This is a genomic window from Rathayibacter sp. AY1F6 (assembly GCF_002932035.1).
In the GTDB taxonomy this organism is placed as follows: domain Bacteria; phylum Actinomycetota; class Actinomycetes; order Actinomycetales; family Microbacteriaceae; genus Rathayibacter.
On the sequence record NZ_PSVD01000001.1, the window covers coordinates 322,957 to 344,598 of the forward strand.

Below are 21,642 nucleotides of genomic sequence, written 5' to 3' on the forward strand. Positions count from 1 at the left end.
GTCAGCTCGTCGCGGCGCGCTCGCCGCGCTCGTACACGTCCGCGGCCGATCCGACGATCAGCGGGTCCGGACCCAGCGGGCCCACGACCTCCTCGTCGCGTCCGTCGTAGTCGTAGAGGCTCAGCACGTAGCGCATGGCCTCGAGCCGGGCGCGCTTCTTGTCGTTGCTCTTCACGATGGTCCAGGGAGCGTCGGCGGTGTCGGTCGCCGCCATCATCGCCTCCTTGGCCGCGGTGTAGTCGCCCCACTTGTCGAGCGAGGCGAGGTCCATCGGCGAGAGCTTCCACTGGCGCACGGGGTCGATCATGCGGATCGTGAACCGGGTGCGCTGCTCCTCCGCCGAGACCGAGAACCACAGCTTCACCAGGTCGATGCCGTCGCCGACGAGCATCCGCTCGAACAGCGGCGTCTGGCGGATGAACTCGTCGTACTGCGCCGGCGTGCAGAAGCCCATCACGCGCTCCACGCCGGCCCGGTTGTACCAGGAGCGGTCGAAGAGGACGATCTCGCCGGCGGCCGGCAGGTGCGAGACGTAGCGCTGGAAGTACCACTGACCGGCCTCGCGCTCGGTCGGCTTCTCGAGCGCGACCACGCGGGCTCCGCGCGGGTTGAGGTGCTCGGTGAAGCGCTTGATTGTGCCGCCCTTGCCCGCGGCGTCGCGCCCCTCGAACACGACCACGAGTCGGCGCCCGTGCTTCTTGATCCAGTTCTGCAGCTTCAGCAGCTCGATCTGGAGGAGGCGCTTGCCCGCCTCGTACTCCTCGCGCGACATCCGTTCGTCGTAGGGGTAGCCCTCGCGCCAGGTGTCGACCTGCGTGCCGTCGCGGCGCAGGAGCACCGGATCGTCGTCGTCCTCGTCCAGCACGACGAGGTCCCGCGCGTCGGCGGGTGTGAGCGTGCGGAGCAGCTCGGGAGTGGGACGGAGGGCGTCATCGGCGGTGTCGGGCACGGAGGGACGCTAGTGCGGCCGTGCAACGCTCCGGTGAACGGCGGGTATCCCCGCGTCTGCGGGGAGGACGGTCGGACGGGCTGCCGCGCCGATCGCGGTCCCGGCCGCCGGATGCGCAGGCTGATCACGGCGGTTGTACGCAGCCGAGGCTGCAGTGCTCGATCCGGGGCGCTCCCGCGAGGATCGACCGGCTCCGCCTCGTCTCGGGACGGCGTCAGCCGGTGAACGCCGCAGGAGGCAGGTCGGTCTCGCCGCCCTCGACCGCGTCGAGCAGCCGGTCGACCACGTCCTGCGGCGCCAGACCCGCGCCGAAGCGGGGCGCGTCTCCCGCGAGCGGGTGCCGGGACAGCTCGGTCTCGGTGTGGCCGGGGCGCGCGTCGAGCAGGAGGACGCCCGCCCGCTTGTACTCGCGGGCCGAGGCCTTCACGAAGGAGTGCAGTGCCGCCTTCGAGGCGGAGTACGCGGCGAGTCCCGCGGTCGGAGCCTCCGCCACCACGCCGCTGATGGTCAGCGCGAACGGCTCGCGCCCCTCGCCCGCCGACGCTACGAGCGACGGCAGCGCGGCGGTCAGCACCCGGATCGGCGCCAGCGCGTTGACCTCGACGAGCTCCTCCAGAACGGCCGGATCGAGCTCGGCGGAGGGCCCGAAGGCCACGACGCCCGCGGCCACGACGACGCCGTCGAGGCGCCCGTGCCGCTCGAGCACCTCGGCGACCACGCGCCGGGGCTCGTCCTCCCCGCGCAGGTCGGCGACCAGGGGTGCCTCGCCGAGCGCCGCGGAGTCGCGCCCCGAGCGCACCGCGACGGCACCGCGCGCCTCCAGCGAATCGGCCAGGAGGCGGCCGAGGCCGCCCGAGGCTCCGAGGACGAGGACGACGGCACCGTCGAGACGAGTCATGTGGCGAGCCTAGACGGGTGCGCTGTCGCGGATCGGCACTACCGTCCGAGCGACCGGCCCCCTACCGTGAGGCCCATGACTCGACTGCAGAGCCGTGCCGTGCTGCACCGCCTGCTCGAGGTCCTCGAGGATCCCGCCCCCGTCACCATCGGCCACGCGCGTCACGTCCGGATGCTCGTCCGCGAGGCTCTGGAGTGGATCGCCGGCCCTCGGGCGCACGAGTCCGGTGCGTGGAGCGGCCCCGCTTCGGGAGAGCTCGCGGCCGCGCTCGCCCCCGAGGATCCCGCCGCCACGGACCCGGGTCTCTGACGCTCCCGCCCTCCTCGTAGACTCGTTCGCCGGAGGAACGGGGTGTCGATGGACGAGGGTGCGCCGGCGGGCTGGTACCGCGACGAGGCCGGTGCGGCCGAGATGCGCTGGTGGGACGGCAGGCGGTTCACCGGGGCGCGCCGCTCCGCGCAGGACAGTGCCGCGGTGGTGCGGGACGCACCCGTCGCCCCCGTCACGGAGCGCGTCGTCTACCGCCTCCCGAACGCCGACGGCGCCCCGAGCGTCGACGCCCTCGCCGAGGCCGAGCGGATCGAGGAGATCGCCGATCTGATCGGCCGCTCGCTCGAGCCGGGCGAGATCGACGAGCGGACCCTCGAGGTCGACCTGATCCCCGAGCCCGACCACCCCACCGGCCTCGACGCCGTCTCGGTCCGGGCCGGTGGCCGCGTCCTCGGCTACCTGCCGAACGCCCCCGCCCACCGGGCCGCTCTCGACCGGGTCGTGGCGAGCGGAGCCGTCCCGGTCACGACCGCGCGCCTCCGGGTCGAGCGCGGCGAGGAGGGCCTGCGGGCCGTCCTCCGCGTCGCCCTGGTCGCCCCCGAGCTGCTCGTGCCGCTCAACGAGCCGCCCGTCGAGCGCCACTCGATCCTCCCCTGGTCGCGGGGCCTGCCGGTCCTGCGCGAGGACGAGCACTTCGCCCGCCTCTCGACGGTCGTTCCGTTGAGCGGCCGCGGCCTGCTGCTGGTGACCCTGCACCCGGCCGGCGACCTCGTCGAGCTCCGTCTCGACGGCGAGCGGGTGGGCGAGCTCTCCCCCACCCTCTCGGCGGATTTCGCCCCGACCCTCCGCCACCTCGCGAGCCTCGGCCTCATCGCCGCCGCCTACGCCTCCCTCCGCGGATCCCCGCTGAAGGTCGAGCTCACGCTGCAGGCCGCGAAGGCCGCGGAGCTGCCCGCCGAGTGGGTCGACGGCCGTCCGGTCACTCTCCCCCGACTCCTCCCACCGGCCCGGACCTACACCGTCCCGCCCTCGTACACGGCGCCGCTGCGTCCCACTCCCCGCAGCTCGGAGGCGGTCTCCCGCTCGGTCCGCCGGACCGTCGCCTGGGTGGTCGTCGGCGTCTGCACCCTCGTCGGGCTGTCGAGCTGGCTGATCGGGGACGTGCTGAACTGACGGGGCGGGGCGGACGTCCGGGGATGTGACCGGCCTCGTGTCGGACTCCCGGGGTCGGCGATGCCGCACCTCCGCGCAGAAGCGCCCGGCTCGCGGATCCGGGGATCCGAGCGAACCGGGCGCCTCGAGCCGAGCGCGGCCGTCCTACACGTTGAAGCGGAACTCCACGACGCTCCAACGTCAACCACCTCAGAGCCCGATCATCCTCGTAGCACCCCGAGCTCGCCGCGGGACGGTTCTGTCGAGCCTGGAGCCGATGCGCAACGATGGCTAGCCTGACTGCATGACAGAACCCAACAGCACCGAGCCTTTGTCGCCTCGTGCCTCCGTCGATGAGAACAACGAGAACGAGGTTGTCGAACTGTTCGATATCGACGCAAATGAGGAAATTGTCGCGACAACGTACGAAATTACCTCTTACGGCGCAGATTACGACGTTGAGGGACTCATCCGCCGGATGGATAAAGGAGATATTATTGTCCCGTCCTTCGAGCCATCCCAGCCGGGCTTGGACGTCGGAGCATTTCAGCGAGGATTTGTCTGGCGCAAGACTCAGATGAGCCGGTTTATCGAGAGCCTCCTGCTTGGCCTTCCAGTGCCGGGCATCTTCTTAGTTAAGGATCGAGACAATCGCCTTCTTGTGCTTGACGGCCAGCAGCGACTTCGATCTTTACAGCACTTCTATAAAGGTTCGATCGATGACCGGACGTTTCGACTAATTGGCGTTCAACCACCGCTCGACGGGCAGTCATACAAAGACCTTCGACCAGAAGACAGACGGCGTCTTGACGATAGCATAATTCACGCCACCGTCCTTCGCGACGAGTCGACAGATGTATCTCAAAATGCCATCTACTCAATTTATGAACGGCTAAATACCGGCGGCAGCCCTTTACAACCCCAGGAGATTCGAATTGCATTGTACGAGGGATCTTTTCTGCGCGGTATAGCTCGACTGAACGAGGACAGCTCCTGGCGCAGCCTTTACGGTCCTCGCTCAACTCGCTTCCGCGATCACGAATTGATTCTTCGAACCCTCGCGCTCTATGAATGGCAAGCCAAATACCGCAAGCCACTGAAGACTTTTCTCAATCAGTATCTCGGTGACCACAGGCAGGATGCCCTGCTGTTCGACAGTGGACTCGGCCGTTTATTCCTTGACGCAGTGCGACTCATCGACGCCGAAATTGGGAAGCCGGCGTTCCGGCCAGAGAGAGCGCTGAATGTTGCGGTCGCAGACTCGGTGCTCGTGGGTGTGATGCGACGCATTGCTAGCGGTCACCCTTTCACGCAAGGGCAACTGCAATCGATGTACCGCCAGCTCATTGACGACGACGAATTTACGAATGCTACTACTTTTCGGACTTCGGATGAGGATTATGTTAACCTGCGCCTCGACCGCGCCACCACCACCTTCAAGGTTTAGACCCCAATGCCCCGGCTATACGGCGCTGACGAGGTTAGCAGTCAGCAAAAGAAGCTCGATAGCGTCTTCGCATTGATCGATGGCGCGGACGTCGGCAGCGAAGCTCGGGCTCACTACGCCCGGTATCTTTGCATTCGCCTTGCCGGATTTGCTGAACAATCTGTAAAGGACCTTGTCTCTGCGCATGCGCGGAAACAGTCGACAGCTACGGTGCATCGATTTGTCGAGGGTCGGATGGGAAAACTTTGGGGAATCAACCAGACAAAACTGAAGGAAACTCTTGATTCGCTAAACCCTGAGTGGTGGGATGCTCTTATCCAGAAACTTCCAGACGAGGTAGAGGCATTGCACAGTGTCGGTAAGCTTCGCGACAACATTTCCCATGGAGGTGACAGCGGAGTCGGCATTCCTCAGATGCAGCAATATCGCGATTCCATTGTGCGACTAGTGGCATATTTATGTGAACTCCTTGACCCGAAATAAACACTCGACACTCGGGCGCTCCGTCCAATTTTATAGCGAGGGATCGCTGTCACGAGCTGCTGAATAGGAATTGTTCTAGCCCTTGACGCGTCACTTCTCCCACCTTGAATGCCGAGTCCTGATTCAACTCACACCTAACAAGCAAAGAGACGGCGATACCTTACCGGAGCCCGCAGGCGTAAATCGAACCGGCGAGATCGTTAGTCTGCCTCAGGCCTGACCGTAACGGGCTTTTCGAGCGACCGCCAAGATTCGGAATCCCAGTACCAACCGCGCAACGACCTTGAGTGGACCACCCACAAGTCTGTGACTGAAGGGCCGAGGTTAGGCGCTACGGTAGGTAGACCGAATTGACCACCGTCGCCCTCTTCTGGCTCGATCCGCGCAAGGGGCCTAGCGATGCTAAATTGCGTGTCATCGTCAACCCAGACGAAAAGGTGACGACGCTTTGCGCCGCTTATGTGCAGCTTTTGCAAATTGTCTGACCGACCAGCCAACGCCTGGCAGAGAAGTCCGACGCTCTCATTGCTCCCTGACGCAGATCCTCCGCTGCCGAGGGAGAAGACCGCTTTATGCCGATGAGGCGATCCGTCGCGTTCCACTTCCCGCTCGCAACCAGCGACCACGCTCGCCAATTGGATGCCAAGTTGCGCAAGCCTGGCGTACGCCCCATCCAGCTCTTTGGCGCCCGAACCGCCGCCTTGCGGCCTCCGCGCAATCTGCAATGAATCAAAGCGCGACACATTGTGCTTTTCCAACAGCGCCAAATGCTTCTCCGCTAGCCGAACCGTCTTGTGAACATTCGGCTGCGTGTCCGGCGCCAGGACTATCCAGCAATTCTCAAGCACTACCGGAGGTAGGTTGCCCGGGATCTTACTTGCTCGCTCTTCTATAGTCTTGCGAAGCCGCTTCAGGGTCGCAATTCGTTCTTGCGAGGTCACCGTCGTGACCTCGATTGCCACCTCGCCGTCAAGGCTTCCTACTGGGTCAGCGCTCTGTAAATCGACCTGACCATTCGAGTCCGTGTGAATAAGTTCTATTCCGAGCACCCTTTCGGCGATTGCCAACGCATGTAACTCCTCAGGGCGCGCCTTATTCGCCATGGGATCTCCCTAGATCGAGTATGAATAAAGGACCGGCGTTGCGCCTGACGAGAAGTTGAGCCCCTAGAACACGTCACCGGGCGACGCAACGCAAGAACTCTCAAGGCACACTCGGCAGTCATAGATATAGAAATCAAGCCTTCGCGGAAAACCTGCCACGCACTGCATCGCACTCAACCCGTCGAGCCCGCCTTGTCATCCGCCCTAACGACCAGACCAGTCCTACTGCCAGCGCCGGAAGAAAGATGTGAGCAAGAATCTTCGAAGGGGCGGGAGAGGGATCACACGTTGAAGCGGAACTCCACGACGTCGCCGTCCTGCATGACGTAGTCCTTGCCCTCGATGCGGGCCTTGCCCTTCGCGCGGGCCTCGGCGATCGAGCCGGTCTCGACGAGGTCGTCGAACGAGATGATCTCGGCCTTGATGAAGCCCTTCTGGAAGTCGGTGTGGATGACACCGGCGGCCTGGGGCGCGGTCCAGCCCTTCCCGATGGTCCAGGCGCGCGTCTCCTTCGGGCCGGCCGTGAGGTACGTCTGGAGGCCCAGGGTGTCGAAGCCGATGGTCGCGAGCTGGTTGAGGCCCGACTCCGTCTGGCCGGTCGACTCGAGCATCTCGGCGGCGTCGGCCTCGTCGAGGTCGATCAGCTCGGACTCGATCTTCGCGTCGAGGAAGATCGCCTTCGCCGGCGCGACCAGGGCTGCGAGCTCTGCCTTCCGGGCGTCGTCGGTCAGCACGGCCTCGTCGACGTTGAAGACGTAGATGAAGGGCTTGGCGGTCAGCAGGCCCAGCTCGCGGATCGGCTCCAGATCGATCGAGGAGGCCGACAGCGGCTTGCCCTGGTCGAGGAACTCGCGCGCCTTCTTCGCGGTCTCGACCACGATCGGCTCGATCTTCCTCCCCTTGAGCTCCTTCTCGTAGCGGGCCTCGGCCTTCTCGAGGGTCTGGAGATCGGCGAGGACCAGCTCGGTGTTGATCGTCTCCATGTCGCTGGCGGCGTCGACCTTGCCGTCGACGTGGACGACGTCGGAGTCCTCGAAGCCGCGGATGACCTGCGCGATGGCGTCGGCCTCGCGGATGTTCGCGAGGAACTTGTTGCCCAGGCCCTCGCCCTCGGACGCGCCGCGCACGATGCCGGCGATGTCGACGAAGGAGACGGGCGCCGGGAGGATGCGCTCGGAGCCGAAGATCCCGGCGAGCACCTCGAGGCGGGAGTCGGGCAGGTTCACCACACCCACGTTCGGCTCGATCGTCGCGAACGGGTAGTTCGCCGCGAGCACCGTGTTCTTGGTCAGTGCGTTGAAGAGCGTCGACTTGCCGACGTTGGGGAGACCGACGATTGCGATAGTGAGAGCCACGGGTAAACATCCTACGGCGTGGCGGCGGAAGGGCCGGGCGGGCGGGCGGAGAGGAACGGGAGGCGCCCGGCCCGCGGCCGGCGGGTGCTCCCGGCCGCTCGGGGCGACGCGCGCGCGGCGCTCCCGGCGGCGTCGAAGGTGCGTGAGAGGCTGGAGCGTGCCCATCGACTTCACCGCCATCGACTTCGAGACCGCCAACTCGCACGGGGCCTCCGCCTGCTCCGTCGGGCTCGTCAAGGTCCGCGACGGCCGCGTCGTCGACCGCGCCGGCTGGCTCATCCGCCCGCCGTTGGGGTACGACGACTTCCTCGAGTGGAACACGCGGATCCACGGCATCCGCAAGCACGACGTGCACGCCGCCGCCTCCTGGGTCGACCAGTTCGCCGACCTGGCGGCCTTCGCCGGCGAGGACGTGTTCGTCGCGCACAACGCCGGCTTCGACATGGGCGTCATCCGCGCAGCCTGCGCGGCGACCTCCCTCGAGCACCCCGAGTACGACTACCTCTGCTCGCTGCAGCTCGCCCGCAAGACGTACGAGCTCGACTCCTACCGCCTCCCCGTCGTCGCCATGGCCGCGGGCTTCGAGGACTTCCGCCACCACGACGCGTCGGCCGACGCCGAGGCGTGCGCCGCGATCGTCGTGCACGCGGCCCGGCGGCACGGCGCCGCGAGCATGGCCGAGCTCGGCGAGCTGGCCGGCGTCTCCGTGAAGCGCCTGCGCCCGAAGGCCCCCGTCGCCGCCTGACGTCCGTCATGCCGAGCCGGCTCGAGACGATCGGCTCAGCCGCGGGGGTCGCCGAACCAGGTGCTGAAGATGCGCCAGAAGTTCCGGTTCCCGTAGGCCGAGCAGTCGTCGCCCTCGCCGTAGAGGTTCGCGAGCGCCGCCGCGTTCGGCTGGTACGGCGTGTAGTAGTAGAGACCCGCCGTGGCCGCGTTGGCGATCGTCACCGGGGCGGTGCCGCAGGACTCGTCCGGGGAGTAGCGGACGTCGCTGGCCGCGCCGACCGGGTACCAGTCGAAGCTCGAGTCCGGATTCCGGTAGCGCTGGAACTGCCACGCCGCTCCGTACACCTGCGCCGCGAAGCCGTAGGAGTCCGTGTCGCAGTCGGCGGTGTCCGGGCAGCCGTAGCCCGTGGCACTGCGGAACTGCCGCTCGCTCGGCTCCGGATCGGTCACGAGCGACTGCTCCTTCTGCAGCAGCACCAGGAGGACGGCCGGATTCACGCCGCACGCGCCGGCGACCGAGGTGATGATCTCCGCGGCCGGGACGTCGCGTCCGGCGGGCAGCGCGTCGCACTGCTCGTCGGCCGTGATCGCCGCGGTGTCCTCGGCGTAGTCGCGCAGGCACGGCACCGGCCCGCCAGCGCAGTCGGGGACGCGGGCGTCGAGGAACGCCTGCACCGTGAGCGGTCCGAGCGCGTCGCCGGCGAAGAAGACCTCGTCGGAGATCAGGTCGCCCGGGTCGAAGTCGGCCGCGACGGGGCCCGGCTGGAGGAAGGTCCACAGCCGGACGGTCTGCGGCTCGGACGGCACCGCTGCGAGGCGCGTGCCGTCGACGGAGCCTCCCAGCAGGAGCGCCACCAGCGCCCCGACGACGACGACCGCACCGCCCCGCCGGCGTCGGACGCCGGTCGGGGACGGTGCGGTCGGGGTCATCCCTCCACGCTAGTGGCGGGGCCGCGGGCGATCAGCCGCAGGGGGTGAGCCGCGCGACGTCCTCCGAGAGGGTGGTGGGACCGCCGAGGAGGACGACCCGCTGAGCTCCCGACTTCGCGATGTCGGTCAGGACGGCGCGGGGCACGCAGTTCGTCGGCACGGCGAACAGCGGGCTGTTCGAGTAGCCCGCCGCCGTGGCTCCGGCGAGGGCGTCGGGGAAGTTCTCGCCCGTCGCCAGGAACACGGTCTCGGCCCTCGAGAAGGCTGCCCGGTTCAGCTGCTCCGAGGTGTCGTAGCGGTCGACTCCGCCGATGCGGGTGATCGTCGGCACCGGAAGCGAGTTCTTGATCCCCTCGCTCACCGACAGGGGGCTGCCCGCGATGGTGAGGTTCTGCACCTTGAGCTTCGAGAGGATGCCCTTCGTCACGGCGTCGGCCGTGCTGCCGGTGCCGTTGACCAGGACGACGGGAGCGTTCACCGAGCCGGCTGCGGCGCTCGCGCCGAGCGCGTCCGGGAACTTCTCGCCGGTCGCCAGCCAGGCGCGCGACGAGCCGCTCGGGAACGCGCTCTGGATGATGAGCCTGGACGTGTCGTAGCGGTCCTTCCCTCCGATGCGGTCCACCGTCGGCGAGTAGGACCTCAGCTGGTTCAGCAGGCCGACGCCGACGCTCAGTGGGGAGCCGACCACGACGATCCTCGCCGGCTTGAGCCGGCTGAGCTCGTCGCGAACGGGCTGCGACATCGAGTCGCGGTCGACCAGGAGCAGCGGACCCTTCTGCTTGGCCGCGACCGGGGCGGCGCTCAGCGCGTCGGGGAAGTTCGCGCCGGTCGCGATGTAGACGACGGGGACGTTCGGGCCGAAGACGGCCTTCGAGATCGCGACGGCGGTGCCCTGGCGGTCGGTGCCGGCCAGACGCAAGACGTCGATCCCGGCCGACGTGCTCACGGACGAGCAGCCGAGATCCTTCCGGCCGGGGCCCCGGGAGTCGCCCGTGCCGACCCAGCGGTTCCAGTCGACGGAGTCGGCGGAGACGCAGACCTGGTAGGTGCCGGGTGCCGAGACGGGCGTGGTGGCGCCGAAGCCGTGGGCGCGGCCGGCGACGGAGTACTCGCCCGGGATGTCGCCGCGGTCGCCGTTCGCGGTCTGCGTGCGGACCGTGCGGGTGCCGTCGGGGCCGGTCACCGTGACCGTCGTGGTCAGCGCGGCCTGCTGCGTCGTCGGGTCGACGGCCCAGCCGGACACGCTCAGCGTGCTGCCCGAGATGCGCGGGGCGTCGACGCGTCCCGCGGGGGCGATCCCGGCGTTGGCCAGGGTGCCGTTCGGGTTCCAGTCGCTGAAGAGGTACCAGAAGTTGATGTTGCCGTAGGTCGCGCAGGCCGCGTTGCCGGAGCCGGTGAGCGCGTAGTCGTTGGGCTGGTACGGCGTGTAGTAGTAGAGGTCGGCCGTGGCCTGGTTGCGGATGGTGACCGGCGAGGAGCCGCACGCGGTGCTCGGGTAGTAGGCGACGTTCGGCGTCGTGCCCGGAGCGTAGGTGGTGAAGTTCGAGCCGGAGCCGGGCGGGTTGGCGTAGCGCTTGAACTGGCGGGCCGCGCTGTAGACCTGCGTGAAGAAGCCCGCCGAGCCGGGGTCGCACGCCGCGGTGTCCGGGCAGTTGTAGCCGGTCGCCTTGGCGTAGTCCTCGGGGCTCGGCGTCGCGTCGGTGACGAGGCTCCGCTCCTTCTGCACGAGCACGACCAGGGCGAGCGGGTTGATGCCGCAGGCCAGGCCGACGCGCGTGAAGATCGAGGCCGACGACTCGCTGCCGGAGCCCTGGTAGGCGCTGCACATCGCGTCCGCCGCCTTCGACGGAGTCGCCTGCGAGAAGTTCTTGAGGCAGGGGGCGGTGCCGGCGGTGGAGCAGCGGCTGCCCTTCTCGTTCAGGAGCGACTGCACCTGACCGGTGCTCAGCGCGTCGCCGTCGAAGAACTGGGCGTCGCTGACGATGAAGCCGGCGCGGAAGCTCTTCGTCTCCTCGGCGCTGTACTGCGTCGACTGGTCCGGGACGCCGAGGTCGGCGCGGTCGAGGGACGCGTCGAGAGCGCCGGTCTCGACCGAGACGGTCGACGGCGCGTCCTCGGCGGCGGAGGCGGAGGTGATCGGGACGAGGGCGGTGCCGAGCCCGACGGCGAGAGCGAGCGCGGCCGTGAGCAGGCGCGATGAGCGGTGGTGATTCCCCATGATCGCGAAGTCTACGAGGCGGTCGCAGGGCGTCCTGGCCCTCGTTCGGTGGTCGTGGCGCGTCGATCGCTCGATGTCGGAGGTGCGTGGTGTCATCGGCGGCATGGATCTCTCCTTCGTCCTCGGCCTGGTGGTCGGTGCGCTCCTCGCGGGAGTCGTGGCCGTCCTCCTCGCCCGCTCCCGCACGCCCGACGCCGCCCTCGCCCTCGACCTCGCGACGGCCCGCGCACGCGCGGAGGGCCTGGAGGAGCGCCACGAGGCCGTCGTCGAGCAGCACCGCGAGCACCTCGGCTCCGCCCGCGACCAGATCCGCGAGCTCCAGGAGCAGCTGCGCGTCGTCGCCGAGCGCGAGCGGCACGACGCGCGCATCCTGCAGACGCTCTCCCCCGTCGCCGAGAGCCTGCGCGGCATGCAGGAGGCGGTCGGCCGGCTCGAGCGCGAGCGCGCCGCCCAGTTCGGGGCGATCACCGAGCAGCTCGAGGGACAGCGGGCGGCGGGCGAGCAGCTGCGCTCGACGACGGAGACCCTCGCCTCCGCGCTCCGCTCCACCACGAGCCGCGGCGCCTGGGGCGAGACGCAGCTGCGGAACGTCGTCGAGGCCGCCGGGCTCACCCAGCGGGTCGACTTCGACGTGCAGTTCGGGCTCGAGGGCGAGGCGGGCCGCGGCCGCGCCGACATGGTGGTCCGCCTGCCCGGCGGCAAGGCGATCGCGGTGGACGCCAAGGTGCCGTTCGACGCGTACCTGGAGGCGAGCGCGATCCCCGCGGGCGCCGGCGGAGAGGAGGAGGCGCGGCGCGCGGGGCTCCTGCGCGCGCACGTCCGCGCCCTCCGCGGCCATGTGGACGCGCTGGCCGCCCGCTCCTACTGGACCGGTCTCCCGGCGAGCCCCGAGTTCGTCATCGCGTTCGTGCCGAGCGAGCCGCTGCTCGCGAGCGCGCTCGACGCCGACCCGAGCCTGCTCGAGTACGCGTTCCGCAAGCGCGTCGCCCTCGCCTCGCCCGTGACCCTGTGGTCGGTGCTGAAGACCGTCGCCTACACCTGGCAGCAGGACGTGCTCACCGACGACGCCAAGCGCCTGCTCGACCTCGGCAAGACGCTCTACGCCCGTCTCGGCACCCTCGCCGACCACGCCGAGGGCCTGCGCCGCTCGCTCGAGAAGACGGTCGACTCCTACAACGCCTTCGCCGGCTCGCTCGAGAGCCGCGTGCTGGTCACCGCACGCCAGTTCGACTCCCTCGACGAGTCGCGCGTCATCGCCCCGGTCGGAGGAGTCGCCTCCTCGCCGCGCCGCCTCACCGCCGTCGAGCTGCTCGCCGCGGACGACGAGTCCGAGCGGAGCGCGTAGGGTCCCGGGTCCCCGCTGAGCGAGCACCGGGCGTGCAGGCCGGGCGCGAGCGGCGCCGTCCATCCGGCTCGACACCCGGACGACCGCAGCTCGCGACGGCGCTCCACCTCCGCGGCTCGGCGGAGGAGCGCCCGCGAGGCGTCTCGAGACCCGCCGCGGCCCCGCCCGCTCGCCTCGGTGACCGAGGCCGGTGTCCTTCCGCGTCCTGCACGCCGAGACGCCGCCGTCCTCGACGAGTGCGCCGTCAGCGGGGCGGCGCCTCGGCAGCAGTGCGGCGTCTCTGAGAGAGCGTGACGGCCTAGACCCACTTCTCCGCGAGGTGCTGGGCGGTCACGCGGCGGATGGTGCCCGAGCGGGAGCGCAGCACGATGGACTCCGTCGTGATGACGTGGCCCTCCTTGCGCACGCCCTTCACGAGCCCGCCGTTCGTCACTCCGGTCGCGACGAAGTAGGTGTTGTCGCTGCGGACGAGGTCGTTGGCGTGGAGGACGCGGTCGAGGTCGTGCCCGGCGTCGATGGCACGCTGGCGCTCGTCGTCGTCCTTCGGGCGGAGGATGCCCTGGATGACTCCCCCGAGCGCGCGGATGGCGCAGGCCGTGATGATGCCCTCGGGCGTGCCTCCGGTGCCGACGCACATGTCGAGTCGGGAGTCGTGGCGAGCGGCGTTGATGCCGCCCGCGACGTCGCCGTCGAGCAGGAGGCGCGTGCCGGCTCCGGCCGCACGGATGTCCTCGATCAGCTGAGCGTGGCGCGGGCGGTCGAGCACCGCGATGCGCATCTCCTCGACGGGCTTGCGCTTGGCGCGGGCCAGGGCGCGGATGTTCTCGCCGATCGGGCGCTGGATGTCGATGATCCCGACGCCCTCGGGCCCGGTGACGATCTTCTCCATGTAGAACACGGCGGAGGGGTCGAACATCGCGCCGCGGTCGGCGACGGCGATCATCGAGAGCGCGTTCTGGCGCCCGGCGGCGGTCAGCGAGGTGCCGTCGATCGGGTCGACGGCGATGTCGGCGGCGGGCCCCGAGCCGTTGCCGACGTGCTCGCCGTTGAAGAGCATGGGCGCGTTGTCCTTCTCGCCCTCGCCGATCACGACGACTCCGTCGAAGTTCACGGTCCCGAGGAAGGTGCGCATGGCATCGACCGCTGCGCCGTCGGCGGCGTTCTTGTCGCCCTTGCCGATGAAGGGCACGGCGCGGATCGCGGCGGCCTCGGTGGCGCGGACGAGCTCCATGCCGAGGTTGCGGTCGGGGTGGAGGTAGAGCGAGTCGTTGTCGATCACAGAGCGGAGTCCTTCGTCGTCGAGTTCGTGCACGTCGTCGCAGGACCCGCGGAGCGGATCCCCATCCCTGCCCGAAGCCTAGTCCAGGGCCCTCCACGGGCGGAGGGACCGCGGAGGGGCGCCTCGCTAGACTCGTCCGCGACGCGGGCCTCGCCCGACCCCCCTTCGTTCATCCGTCAAAGGAGATGCCATGCCCGTCGCTACCCCGGACCAGTACGCAGAGATGCTCGACAAGGCGAAGGCGGGCGGCTTCGCCTACCCGGCGTTCAACGTCTCGTCGTCGCAGACGATCAACGCGGTCCTCCAGGGCCTCACCGAGGCGGGCTCGGACGGCATCATCCAGGTCACCACCGGAGGCGCGGACTACTTCGCCGGCCACACCGTGAAGAACCGCGCGGCAGGCGCGATCGCCTTCGCGAGGTTCGCGACCGAGGTCGCCAAGAACTACCCGGTCACGGTCGCGCTCCACACCGACCACTGCCCGCAGAACGCGCTCGAGGGCTTCGTCTACCCGCTGATCGCCGCCTCCGAGGAGGAGGTCAAGGCCGGTCGCGAGCCGCTGTTCCAGTCGCACATGTGGGACGGCTCCGCGATCCCGCTCGACGAGAACCTCGCCATCGCGAAGGAGATCCTCCCGCGCGTCAAGAACATCAACGCCATCCTCGAGGTCGAGATCGGTGTCGTCGGCGGCGAGGAGGACGGCGTCTCGCACGACATCAACGAGCACCTCTACACCACGCTCGACGACGCGATCGCGACCGTCGAGGCCCTCGGCTTCGGCGAGCAGGGCCGCTACATGGCCGCCCTGACCTTCGGCAACGTCCACGGCGTCTACAAGCCGGGCAACGTCCGCCTGCGCCCGGAGCTGCTCCGCGAGATCCAGGACGGCCTGCAGGCGAAGTACGGCACCGGCGCGCTCCCCCTCGATCTCGTCTTCCACGGCGGCTCGGGCTCGACCGACGAGGAGATCGCCGAGGCGGTCCGCAACGGCGTCGTCAAGATGAACATCGACACCGACACGCAGTACGCGTTCAGCCGCTCCGTCGCGGACACCGTGCTGAAGAACTACGACGGCTTCCTCAAGGTCGACGGCGAGGTCGGCAACAAGAAGGTCTACGACCCGCGCTCGTGGGGCAAGATCGCCGAGACCGCGATGGCCGCGCGCGTCGCCGAGGCGACCCGTCAGCTCGGCTCGGCCGGGAACTCCGGGAAGTAGGGCACCGCTCCGTGACGAACGCACACGATCAGCCGGGCGACAGGCGTCCGGAGCCGCAGTACGGCGAGTACGCGCCGCCCGGCTGGTCGTGGCAGCCGCCGGAGGACGCCGTGGTCGTCCCCGACCCACGGGGGTCGGAGACCGATCCGAGGCCCGCGACCGCTCCGGCCGCGAAGCCGGTCGCGCATCCCGTCGACCGCCTGCTCACGATCGTGCTGCTCGCGCTCGGCGTGTTCTTCGCCGTGCCGACGCTGCTCGACCCCTCGAGCTTCGCGACGACCCTCCAGGAGCTCTACCGCTCCCAGGGCATCGGCACCTACGCGTCGCCGGAGCTCGCACGGATCCTCGGCGTCGTGGTGGCGCTCGCGCAGTCGCTGATCGTCGCCTTCGCGGTGTGGATCTCGATCCGGCGGCTCCGCGCCGGCAAGCGCGCCGTGCTCGTCCCGATCCTCGGGATCGCGGCGACCGTGCTGCTCTCCCTGATCGTCGCGGCGATCGCCATCCTGGGCGACCCGACGTTCGCGGAGTACGTCACGCGCATGTCGGGCTCGCAGGGCGGCGCCGGCACCGACGTCTAGCGTCGATCCCCGTTCCACCGCACACGGAAGAGGCCGCCGCTCCCGAGGGAGGGCGGCCTCTTCCGTGTCCGGGCCGGAACGCTCTAGGCGCCCGCTCCCGCGCTGATGCGTCCACCGACGCCGCGGGCGTCGCGCTTGCCGGCGACGTCCTTGCGCAGCTCCTTGGGGAGCGAGAACATCAGGTCCTCCTCCGCCGTCTTGACCTCCTCGACATCGCCGTAACCGGCGGCGGCGAGGTCGTCGAGGACCTCCTGGACGAGCACCTCGGGCACCGAGGCGCCGCTGGTGACGCCGACGGTGCGGATGCCCTCGAGCCACTCCTGCTTGATCTCGCTCGCGTAGTCGACCCGGTAGGCGGCCTTCGCGCCGTACTCGAGGGCGACCTCGACGAGGCGCACGGAGTTGGAGGAGTTCGCGGAGCCGACGACGATGACCAGCTCGGCGCCCGCGGCGACCTTCTTGATCGCGACCTGGCGGTTCTGCGTGGCGTAGCAGATGTCGTCGCTCGGCGGGTCCTGCAGGTTGGGGAAGCGCTCGCGGAGACGGCGCACCGTCTCCATCGTCTCGTCGACCGAGAGCGTCGTCTGCGAGAGCCAGACGACCTTGTCCGGGTCCTTCACGACGATGTTCGGCACGTCGTCGGGGCTGCCGACGAGGGTGACGTGATCGGGAGCCTCGCCCGCGGTGCCCTCGACCTCTTCGTGGCCCTCGTGGCCGATGAGGAGGATCTCGAAGTCGTCGCGCGCGAAGCGGACGGCCTCGCGGTGCACCTTCGTCACCAGGGGGCAGGTCGCGTCGATCGCCTGGAGACCGCGGTCGGCCGCGCCCTGGACGACGGCCGGTGAGACGCCGTGCGCGCTGAAGACGATGTGCGATCCCTCGGGCACCTCGTCGACCTCGTCGACGAAGATGGCCCCCTGGCTCTCGAGCGTGGAGACGACGTGCACGTTGTGCACGATCTGCTTGCGCACGTAGACCGGGGCACCGTAGTGCTCGATGGCCTTCTCGACGGCGACGACCGCGCGGTCGACTCCGGCGCAGTAGCCGCGGGGCGCGGCGAGGAGGACGCGCTTGCGGCCCTCGACGGGGACGTCGCGCAGACGCCCTGTGGCGCGGGGCATGCGCGGCATGGGCAGGCTGATCGGGACTTGGCTCACCCCCTGATTCTACGTGGTGCATCCTGTGCCCGGGCCGTCCCGGTGTCGGACCCGTCCCGTACCGTTGTCGTCGCGGGAGGGCACTCCCGCTCCCCCCGTCCCTCCGAGCAGAGGCAGCGATGACCGACGCCCCACCCACCGCCGACGCACCCTGGCCGGTCGGCCTGCTCGCCAGCAAGATCAAGGGCTGGATCGAGCGCCTCGGCACCGCGTGGGTCGAGGGCGAGATCACCCAGTGGGGCGCGTCCGGCGGCAACGTCTACGGAAAGCTGAAGGACCTGTCCGGAGACGCGACGGTCGGTTTCACCGTCTGGTCGTCGGTGCGGAGCCGCCTCCCGGCCGACCTCAAGCAGGGCGATCGGGTCATCGCGCTGGTGAAGCCCAACTACTGGGTCAAGGGCGGCACGCTCTCGATGCAGGTCTTCGAGATGCGCCACGTCGGCCTGGGCGGTCTGCTGGAGAAGCTCGAGCGGCTCCGCCGGCAGCTGGCGTCGGAGGGGCTGTTCGACGCCTCCCGCAAGAAGCCGCTGCCGTTCCTCCCGCACGGCGTGGGCCTCATCACCGGCAAGGACTCGGACGCCGAGAAGGACGTGCTGCGGAACGCGCAGCTGCGCTGGCCGGCGGTGCGCTTCCGGGTGGTCCACTCGGCCGTGCAGGGCGACCGGACGGTCCCGGAGGTGCTCTCGGCCCTGCGGACCCTCGAGGCCGACGACAGCATCGACGTGATCGTGATCGCCCGCGGAGGCGGCGACTTCCAGAACCTGCTCGGCTTCAGCGACGAGGCGCTCGTGCGCGCCGTCGCCGCCTGCTCCACTCCGGTCGTCAGCGCGATCGGCCACGAGGCCGACCGCCCGCTTCTCGACGACGTCGCCGACCTGCGCGCCTCCACTCCCACCGACGCCGCGAAGAGGGTCGTGCCCGACGTCTCCGACGAGCTGCTGCGCGTGCAGCAGGCCCGGCTGCGGATGACCGGCCGCGTGAGCGGGCTCGTCTCGCACGAGATCGACCGGCTCTCGCAGCTGCGCTCGCGGCCGGTGCTCGCCCAGCCGCACGTGCTGGTCGACCGGCACTCCGAGGAGCTGACCCGCTGGGTCGCGCGCGGCGCCGAGCTGGTGGACCGCCGCCTCGAGCGCGCGCACCTCGAGGTCGAGCGCCTGCACGGCCACCTGCGCGCCCTCTCCCCCCAGCACACCCTCGACCGCGGCTACGCGATCGTCCAGAACGCGGCCGGGCACGTCGTCCGGGCGCCCGGCGACGCACCGGCCGGCGGCGCACTCGTCCTCACGCTCGCGGTGGGGGCCGTCGGCGCCCGCTCCGAGGGGCCCACCGGCGATCCCGCCGGCCGGTCCTGAGCCCGCCGCGCCACCCGTCCCCCCTCAGCCCCGATCGATAGGATCAGACCCATGCCCGACTCCCCCGACGCCCCGGCGACCGACTCCGACGTCTCGGGATTCTCCTACGAGCAGGCGCGCGACGAGCTCGTCCGCGTCGTGTCCGAGCTCGAGCAGGGCAGCTCCACCCTCGAGCGCTCGCTCGCCCTGTGGGAGCGCGGCGAGGCCCTCGCCGCCCGCTGCGAGGAGTGGCTGATCGGAGCACGCGCCCGGCTGGACGCGGCCCGCTCCGGAGGGGCGGCCGCCGGATGAGCCGCGCGAAGCCCGCGCGGGTCGTCGCCGAGCTCGGGCGCCCGGAGACGGCCGCCGAGACGGCCGCCCGCAAGGCCGAGAACTCCCGGCTCTACCGTCAGCGCAAGACGGTCAACAACCTCGTCTTCTCGCTGCTCGCGACCGTCGGCGCCGTGGCGCTCATCGTCCTGCTCGTCCCCCGCGGCGACACCGTGGAGCTCTCCTCGGTCGACGTCCCCCGCGTCGCCGCGCAGGTCCAGCTGGGCGAGGAGCAGACGCTCGCCGTGCCCTCCCTGCCCGAGGGCTGGAAGGCCAACGCGGCCGAGCTCCGCCGCGAGAACGGCACCGACTACTGGTACGTCGGCCTGATCACCCCGAAGGCGGGCTACATCGGCCTGAGCCAGGGGCTCGACGCGGACGCGGCCTGGGTCGCGACGCAGCTCGACCGCCGGGCTGCGACCGGCGTCGAGACGATCGACGGCCGCGACTGGACCGTCTACGACCACCGCGACTCCGGCGACGACACCGGCAACACGCCCTACGCACTCGAAACGACGGAGGGCTCCAGCACCTACCTCGTCTACGGCACGGCCCCGACGGACGAGATCCGCCTGGTCGTGGACGCCATCACCCCGCAGATCGGCCAGGAGGAGTCCCGATGAGCCTCGGAACCAGCAGCACCGTCCCCCGCGAGTCCCGCCCGCCGGCGTGGGTCTGGAAGGAGATGCTCCGCGGCAACCAGCGCTTCGTCGCCGGCGAGCCCCGCCACCCCCGCCAGGACGTCGAGCGCCGCGCCGAGCTCGCCGCCGCGCAGGCCCCGCTCGCTGCGCTCTTCGGCTGCAGCGACTCCCGCCTCGCGGCCGAGATCATCTTCGACCTGGGGCTCGGCGACCTCTTCGTCGTCCGCAACGCCGGCCAGGTGATCGCCGACTCCATCATCGGCTCGCTGGAGTACGGCGTCGCCGTCCTCGGCGTGAAGGTGCTGCTCGTGCTCGGCCACGACGAGTGCGGAGCGGTCCGGGCGGCGATCCAGTCGCAGGCGCCCGGCGCCGAGCGGCTCCCCCCGCACATCGAGCACCTGATCGAGCCGATCATCCCCGCGGTGCGCCGCCTCGTGGGCGCTCAGCCGGACGGCCGCGTGCTCGTCGACCCGTCAGCGACCGACGCGCTGGCCGTCGGCCGCGAGCACCTGCGCGACACGGTCGCCGAGCTGCTCCAGCGCTCCCCGCTGATCGCCGACGCTGTCGCGACCGGGCGGCTCGCCCTCGTCGGCGCCAACTACCGGCTCTCGGACGGCACCGTGATGTCCGATGTCGTGCTCGGCATCGATCCGCCCGAGCTCAGCCCCTACGTCTCCGAGCTGGAGCGCGACTCCGGCTCGGCCTCCTCCGCCGCCGCTCCGAGCGCGGTGGGATCGGATCCCGCGTGAGCGGCTCCGGACAGCACAGCACCAACCGATCAGACAAGGACGAACACAGCGTGGTGGATCACTCCCCGACCGACGACTCCGGCGACTTCCGCATCGAGCACGACACGATGGGCGAGGTGCGGGTCCCCCGCGACGCCCTCTACGCCGCGCAGACCCAGCGGGCGGTCGAGAACTTCCCGATCTCGGGTGCGGGCCTCGAGCCGGCCCAGATCGCGGCCCTCGCCCGCATCAAGAAGGCGGCGGCGCTGGCCAACGCCGAGCTGGGCGTGCTCGACGCCGACATCGCCACGGCGATCGCCGACGCGGCCGACCTCGTCGTCGGGGGCGGCTACGACGCGCACTTCCCGATCGATGTCTACCAGACCGGCTCGGGCACGTCCTCGAACATGAACATGAACGAGGTGCTGGGCTCGCTGGCGACCACGGCCCTCGGCCGCACCGTGCACCCGAACGACCACGTCAACGCCTCGCAGTCCTCCAACGACGTGTTCCCCACCTCGGTCCACGTCGCCGTCACCGGCGCGCTGATCGAGTCGCTGATCCCCTCGCTCGAGCAGCTCGCCGAGTCGCTCGAGGTCAAGGCGGAGCAGTGGGCCGAGGTCGTCAAGGCCGGCCGCACCCACCTGATGGACGCCACCCCGGTCACGCTCGGCCAGGAGTTCGGCGGCTACGCCGCGCAGATCCGCCTCGGCATCGAGCGCGTGCAGTCGGCGCTCCCCCGCGTCGCCGAGGTCCCGCTCGGCGGCACCGCGGTCGGCACCGGGATCAACACCCCCGCCGGCTTCCCGCAGAAGGTCATCGCGCGCCTCGCGGAGGAGACGGGCCTTCCCGTCACCGAGGCCCGCAACCACTTCGAGGCCCAGGGCGCGCGGGACGCGCTGGTCGAGGCCTCCGGAGCGCTGCGCGTGCTCGCGGTGAGCCTGACCAAGATCAACAACGACCTCCGCTGGATGGGCTCCGGCCCCAACACCGGTCTCGGAGAGCTGCGGATCCCCGACCTCCAGCCCGGATCCTCGATCATGCCCGGCAAGGTGAACCCGGTGATCCCGGAGGCCGTCCTCATGGTCTGCGCGCGCGTGATCGGCAACGACGCCACCATCGCCTGGGCCGGCGCCTCGGGCGCCTTCGAGCTCAACGTCGCGATCCCCGTCATGGGGACGGCGCTGCTGGAGTCGATCCGCCTGCTCGCGAACTCCGCCGTGCTGCTCGCCGACAAGACCGTCGACGGCCTCGAGGCCGACGTCGAGCACGCCCGCGCCCTCGCCGAGTCCTCCCCCTCGATCGTCACGCCGCTCAACAAGGTGATCGGCTACGAGGCCGCCGCCAAGGTCGCGAAGAACTCGGTCGCCAAGGGGATCACCGTCCGCGAGTCGGTCGTGGACCTCGGCTTCGTCGAGCGCGGCGAGGTGACGGAGGAGCAGCTCGACAGCGCCCTCGACGTCATGTCGATGACCCGCCCCGGCTGAACCCGGCCCTCCGACGGCC

General features: G+C 69.9%; 21 protein-coding genes. 14 read left to right on the forward strand and 7 right to left on the reverse strand.

What is annotated here, in order from left to right; all coding sequences use genetic code 11:
• Nucleotide 1: 1 nt before the first annotated feature.
• Nucleotides 2–862 (reverse strand): polyphosphate kinase 2, encoded by an 861-nt coding sequence (ppk2, locus tag C5C44_RS01480; RefSeq protein WP_258066620.1) that lies wholly within the window; start codon nucleotides 860–862, stop codon nucleotides 2–4.
• Nucleotides 863–1,163: 301 nt separating this feature from the next.
• Entirely contained in the window at nucleotides 1,164–1,847 is a 684-nt protein-coding gene (locus tag C5C44_RS01485; RefSeq protein WP_104222961.1) for an SDR family oxidoreductase, read from the reverse strand.
• A 75-nt stretch (nucleotides 1,848–1,922) separates the two neighbouring features.
• Here C5C44_RS01485 and C5C44_RS01490 point away from each other — a divergent pair, with 75 nt between their 5' ends.
• From C5C44_RS01490 to C5C44_RS17275, 5 genes are all read left to right on the forward strand, one after another.
• Nucleotides 1,923–2,156 (forward strand): hypothetical protein, encoded by a 234-nt coding sequence (locus C5C44_RS01490; RefSeq protein WP_104325343.1) that lies wholly within the window; start codon nucleotides 1,923–1,925, stop codon nucleotides 2,154–2,156.
• Between the two features lie 48 nt (nucleotides 2,157–2,204).
• Nucleotides 2,205–3,290, forward strand: a complete 1,086-nt coding sequence (locus C5C44_RS01495) for a DUF2510 domain-containing protein (protein WP_146084282.1) — start codon at nucleotides 2,205–2,207, stop codon at nucleotides 3,288–3,290.
• 283 nt (nucleotides 3,291–3,573) lie between these two features.
• Nucleotides 3,574–4,716, forward strand: a complete 1,143-nt coding sequence (locus C5C44_RS01500; RefSeq protein ID WP_104335129.1) for a DUF262 domain-containing protein — start codon at nucleotides 3,574–3,576, stop codon at nucleotides 4,714–4,716.
• 6 nt (nucleotides 4,717–4,722) lie between these two features.
• Nucleotides 4,723–5,199, forward strand: a complete 477-nt coding sequence (locus C5C44_RS17505; RefSeq protein WP_146084283.1) for a HEPN domain-containing protein — start codon at nucleotides 4,723–4,725, stop codon at nucleotides 5,197–5,199.
• A 350-nt stretch (nucleotides 5,200–5,549) separates the two neighbouring features.
• Nucleotides 5,550–5,684 carry a hypothetical protein gene (locus tag C5C44_RS17275; protein ID WP_258066607.1) on the forward strand — a complete coding sequence of 45 codons (135 nt, stop codon included), beginning with the start codon at nucleotides 5,550–5,552 and terminating at the stop codon, nucleotides 5,682–5,684.
• An 899-nt stretch (nucleotides 5,685–6,583) separates the two neighbouring features.
• On the opposite strand, the gene ychF is transcribed toward C5C44_RS17275, so the two are convergent.
• A complete protein-coding gene (gene ychF / locus C5C44_RS01505) occupies nucleotides 6,584–7,657 on the reverse strand; it encodes a redox-regulated ATPase YchF (RefSeq protein ID WP_104222958.1) in 1,074 nt (357 codons plus the stop codon).
• 157 nt (nucleotides 7,658–7,814) lie between these two features.
• Here ychF and C5C44_RS01510 point away from each other — a divergent pair, with 157 nt between their 5' ends.
• The gene (locus C5C44_RS01510) at nucleotides 7,815–8,402 is read left to right on the forward strand and encodes an exonuclease domain-containing protein (RefSeq protein WP_104224410.1); all 588 of its coding nucleotides are present in this window, start codon (nucleotides 7,815–7,817) and stop codon (nucleotides 8,400–8,402) included.
• A 35-nt stretch (nucleotides 8,403–8,437) separates the two neighbouring features.
• Here the strand turns inward: C5C44_RS01510 and C5C44_RS01515 are convergent, their stop codons facing one another.
• A complete protein-coding gene (locus tag C5C44_RS01515; protein ID WP_104317616.1) occupies nucleotides 8,438–9,313 on the reverse strand; it encodes a hemagglutinin in 876 nt (291 codons plus the stop codon).
• A gap of 31 nt (nucleotides 9,314–9,344) precedes the next feature.
• On the reverse strand, nucleotides 9,345–11,531 hold the full coding sequence (locus C5C44_RS01520; RefSeq protein ID WP_104335130.1) for a cell wall-binding repeat-containing protein: 2,187 nt from the start codon (nucleotides 11,529–11,531) through the stop codon (nucleotides 9,345–9,347).
• Nucleotides 11,532–11,634: 103 nt separating this feature from the next.
• Between C5C44_RS01520 and C5C44_RS01525 the strand changes: the two genes are divergently transcribed.
• Nucleotides 11,635–12,876 (forward strand): DNA recombination protein RmuC, encoded by a 1,242-nt coding sequence (locus C5C44_RS01525; RefSeq protein WP_219812324.1) that lies wholly within the window; start codon nucleotides 11,635–11,637, stop codon nucleotides 12,874–12,876.
• A gap of 298 nt (nucleotides 12,877–13,174) precedes the next feature.
• Here C5C44_RS01525 and glpX read toward each other — a convergent pair whose 3' ends face one another.
• The gene (glpX, locus tag C5C44_RS01530; protein ID WP_097165697.1) at nucleotides 13,175–14,107 is read right to left on the reverse strand and encodes a class II fructose-bisphosphatase; all 933 of its coding nucleotides are present in this window, start codon (nucleotides 14,105–14,107) and stop codon (nucleotides 13,175–13,177) included.
• 238 nt (nucleotides 14,108–14,345) lie between these two features.
• Here glpX and fbaA point away from each other — a divergent pair, with 238 nt between their 5' ends.
• Nucleotides 14,346–15,371: a class II fructose-bisphosphate aldolase gene (gene fbaA, locus C5C44_RS01535; RefSeq protein WP_104224414.1), complete on the forward strand. Its 1,026-nt coding sequence runs from the start codon at nucleotides 14,346–14,348 to the stop codon at nucleotides 15,369–15,371.
• A gap of 11 nt (nucleotides 15,372–15,382) precedes the next feature.
• Nucleotides 15,383–15,949 (forward strand): DUF6264 family protein, encoded by a 567-nt coding sequence (locus tag C5C44_RS01540; RefSeq protein WP_104224415.1) that lies wholly within the window; start codon nucleotides 15,383–15,385, stop codon nucleotides 15,947–15,949.
• A gap of 83 nt (nucleotides 15,950–16,032) precedes the next feature.
• On the opposite strand, the gene C5C44_RS01545 is transcribed toward C5C44_RS01540, so the two are convergent.
• Nucleotides 16,033–17,079: a 4-hydroxy-3-methylbut-2-enyl diphosphate reductase gene (locus tag C5C44_RS01545; RefSeq protein WP_104225527.1), complete on the reverse strand. Its 1,047-nt coding sequence runs from the start codon at nucleotides 17,077–17,079 to the stop codon at nucleotides 16,033–16,035.
• Nucleotides 17,080–17,225: 146 nt separating this feature from the next.
• Between C5C44_RS01545 and xseA the strand changes: the two genes are divergently transcribed.
• The 5 genes from xseA to C5C44_RS01570 are packed head-to-tail and all read left to right on the forward strand — an operon-like array spanning nucleotide 17,226 to nucleotide 21,623.
• A complete protein-coding gene (xseA, locus tag C5C44_RS01550; protein ID WP_104335131.1) occupies nucleotides 17,226–18,458 on the forward strand; it encodes an exodeoxyribonuclease VII large subunit in 1,233 nt (410 codons plus the stop codon).
• 51 nt (nucleotides 18,459–18,509) lie between these two features.
• Nucleotides 18,510–18,749: an exodeoxyribonuclease VII small subunit gene (locus C5C44_RS01555; RefSeq protein ID WP_104224418.1), complete on the forward strand. Its 240-nt coding sequence runs from the start codon at nucleotides 18,510–18,512 to the stop codon at nucleotides 18,747–18,749.
• Complete coding sequence (locus C5C44_RS01560) at nucleotides 18,746–19,390, forward strand: DUF4245 domain-containing protein (protein WP_104225525.1); 645 nt, start codon at nucleotides 18,746–18,748, stop codon at nucleotides 19,388–19,390. Before C5C44_RS01555 ends, C5C44_RS01560 begins: the two co-directional genes overlap by 4 nt.
• A complete protein-coding gene (locus tag C5C44_RS01565; RefSeq protein ID WP_208543312.1) occupies nucleotides 19,387–20,157 on the forward strand; it encodes a carbonic anhydrase in 771 nt (256 codons plus the stop codon). The genes C5C44_RS01560 and C5C44_RS01565 overlap by 4 nt, the downstream gene beginning before the upstream one ends.
• 50 nt (nucleotides 20,158–20,207) lie before the next feature.
• Nucleotides 20,208–21,623 carry an aspartate ammonia-lyase gene (locus C5C44_RS01570; protein ID WP_104335132.1) on the forward strand — a complete coding sequence of 472 codons (1,416 nt, stop codon included), beginning with the start codon at nucleotides 20,208–20,210 and terminating at the stop codon, nucleotides 21,621–21,623.
• The last annotated feature ends 19 nt before the right edge of the window (nucleotides 21,624–21,642 follow it).

Excerpts from the sequence above, each read along its gene's own strand:
- C5C44_RS01485 (WP_104222961.1), bottom strand. The coding sequence starts at position 1,847 with ATGACTCGTCTCGACGGTGCCGTCGTCCTCGTCCTCGGAGCCTCGGGC.
- C5C44_RS01490 (WP_104325343.1), top strand. The coding sequence starts at position 1,923 with ATGACTCGACTGCAGAGCCGTGCCGTGCTGCACCGCCTGCTCGAGGTC.
- C5C44_RS01495 (WP_146084282.1), top strand. The coding sequence starts at position 2,205 with ATGGACGAGGGTGCGCCGGCGGGCTGGTACCGCGACGAGGCCGGTGCG.
- C5C44_RS01500 (WP_104335129.1), top strand. The coding sequence starts at position 3,574 with ATGACAGAACCCAACAGCACCGAGCCTTTGTCGCCTCGTGCCTCCGTC.
- C5C44_RS17505 (WP_146084283.1), top strand. The coding sequence starts at position 4,723 with ATGCCCCGGCTATACGGCGCTGACGAGGTTAGCAGTCAGCAAAAGAAG.
- C5C44_RS01515 (WP_104317616.1), bottom strand. The coding sequence starts at position 9,313 with ATGACCCCGACCGCACCGTCCCCGACCGGCGTCCGACGCCGGCGGGGC.
- C5C44_RS01520 (WP_104335130.1), bottom strand. The coding sequence starts at position 11,531 with ATGGGGAATCACCACCGCTCATCGCGCCTGCTCACGGCCGCGCTCGCT.
- C5C44_RS01525 (WP_219812324.1), top strand. The coding sequence starts at position 11,635 with ATGGATCTCTCCTTCGTCCTCGGCCTGGTGGTCGGTGCGCTCCTCGCG.
- glpX (WP_097165697.1), bottom strand. The coding sequence starts at position 14,107 with ATGGAGCTCGTCCGCGCCACCGAGGCCGCCGCGATCCGCGCCGTGCCC.
- fbaA (WP_104224414.1), top strand. The coding sequence starts at position 14,346 with ATGCCCGTCGCTACCCCGGACCAGTACGCAGAGATGCTCGACAAGGCG.
- C5C44_RS01545 (WP_104225527.1), bottom strand. The coding sequence starts at position 17,079 with ATGCCGCGCATGCCCCGCGCCACAGGGCGTCTGCGCGACGTCCCCGTC.
- xseA (WP_104335131.1), top strand. The coding sequence starts at position 17,226 with ATGACCGACGCCCCACCCACCGCCGACGCACCCTGGCCGGTCGGCCTG.
- C5C44_RS01555 (WP_104224418.1), top strand. The coding sequence starts at position 18,510 with ATGCCCGACTCCCCCGACGCCCCGGCGACCGACTCCGACGTCTCGGGA.
- C5C44_RS01560 (WP_104225525.1), top strand. The coding sequence starts at position 18,746 with ATGAGCCGCGCGAAGCCCGCGCGGGTCGTCGCCGAGCTCGGGCGCCCG.
- C5C44_RS01565 (WP_208543312.1), top strand. The coding sequence starts at position 19,387 with ATGAGCCTCGGAACCAGCAGCACCGTCCCCCGCGAGTCCCGCCCGCCG.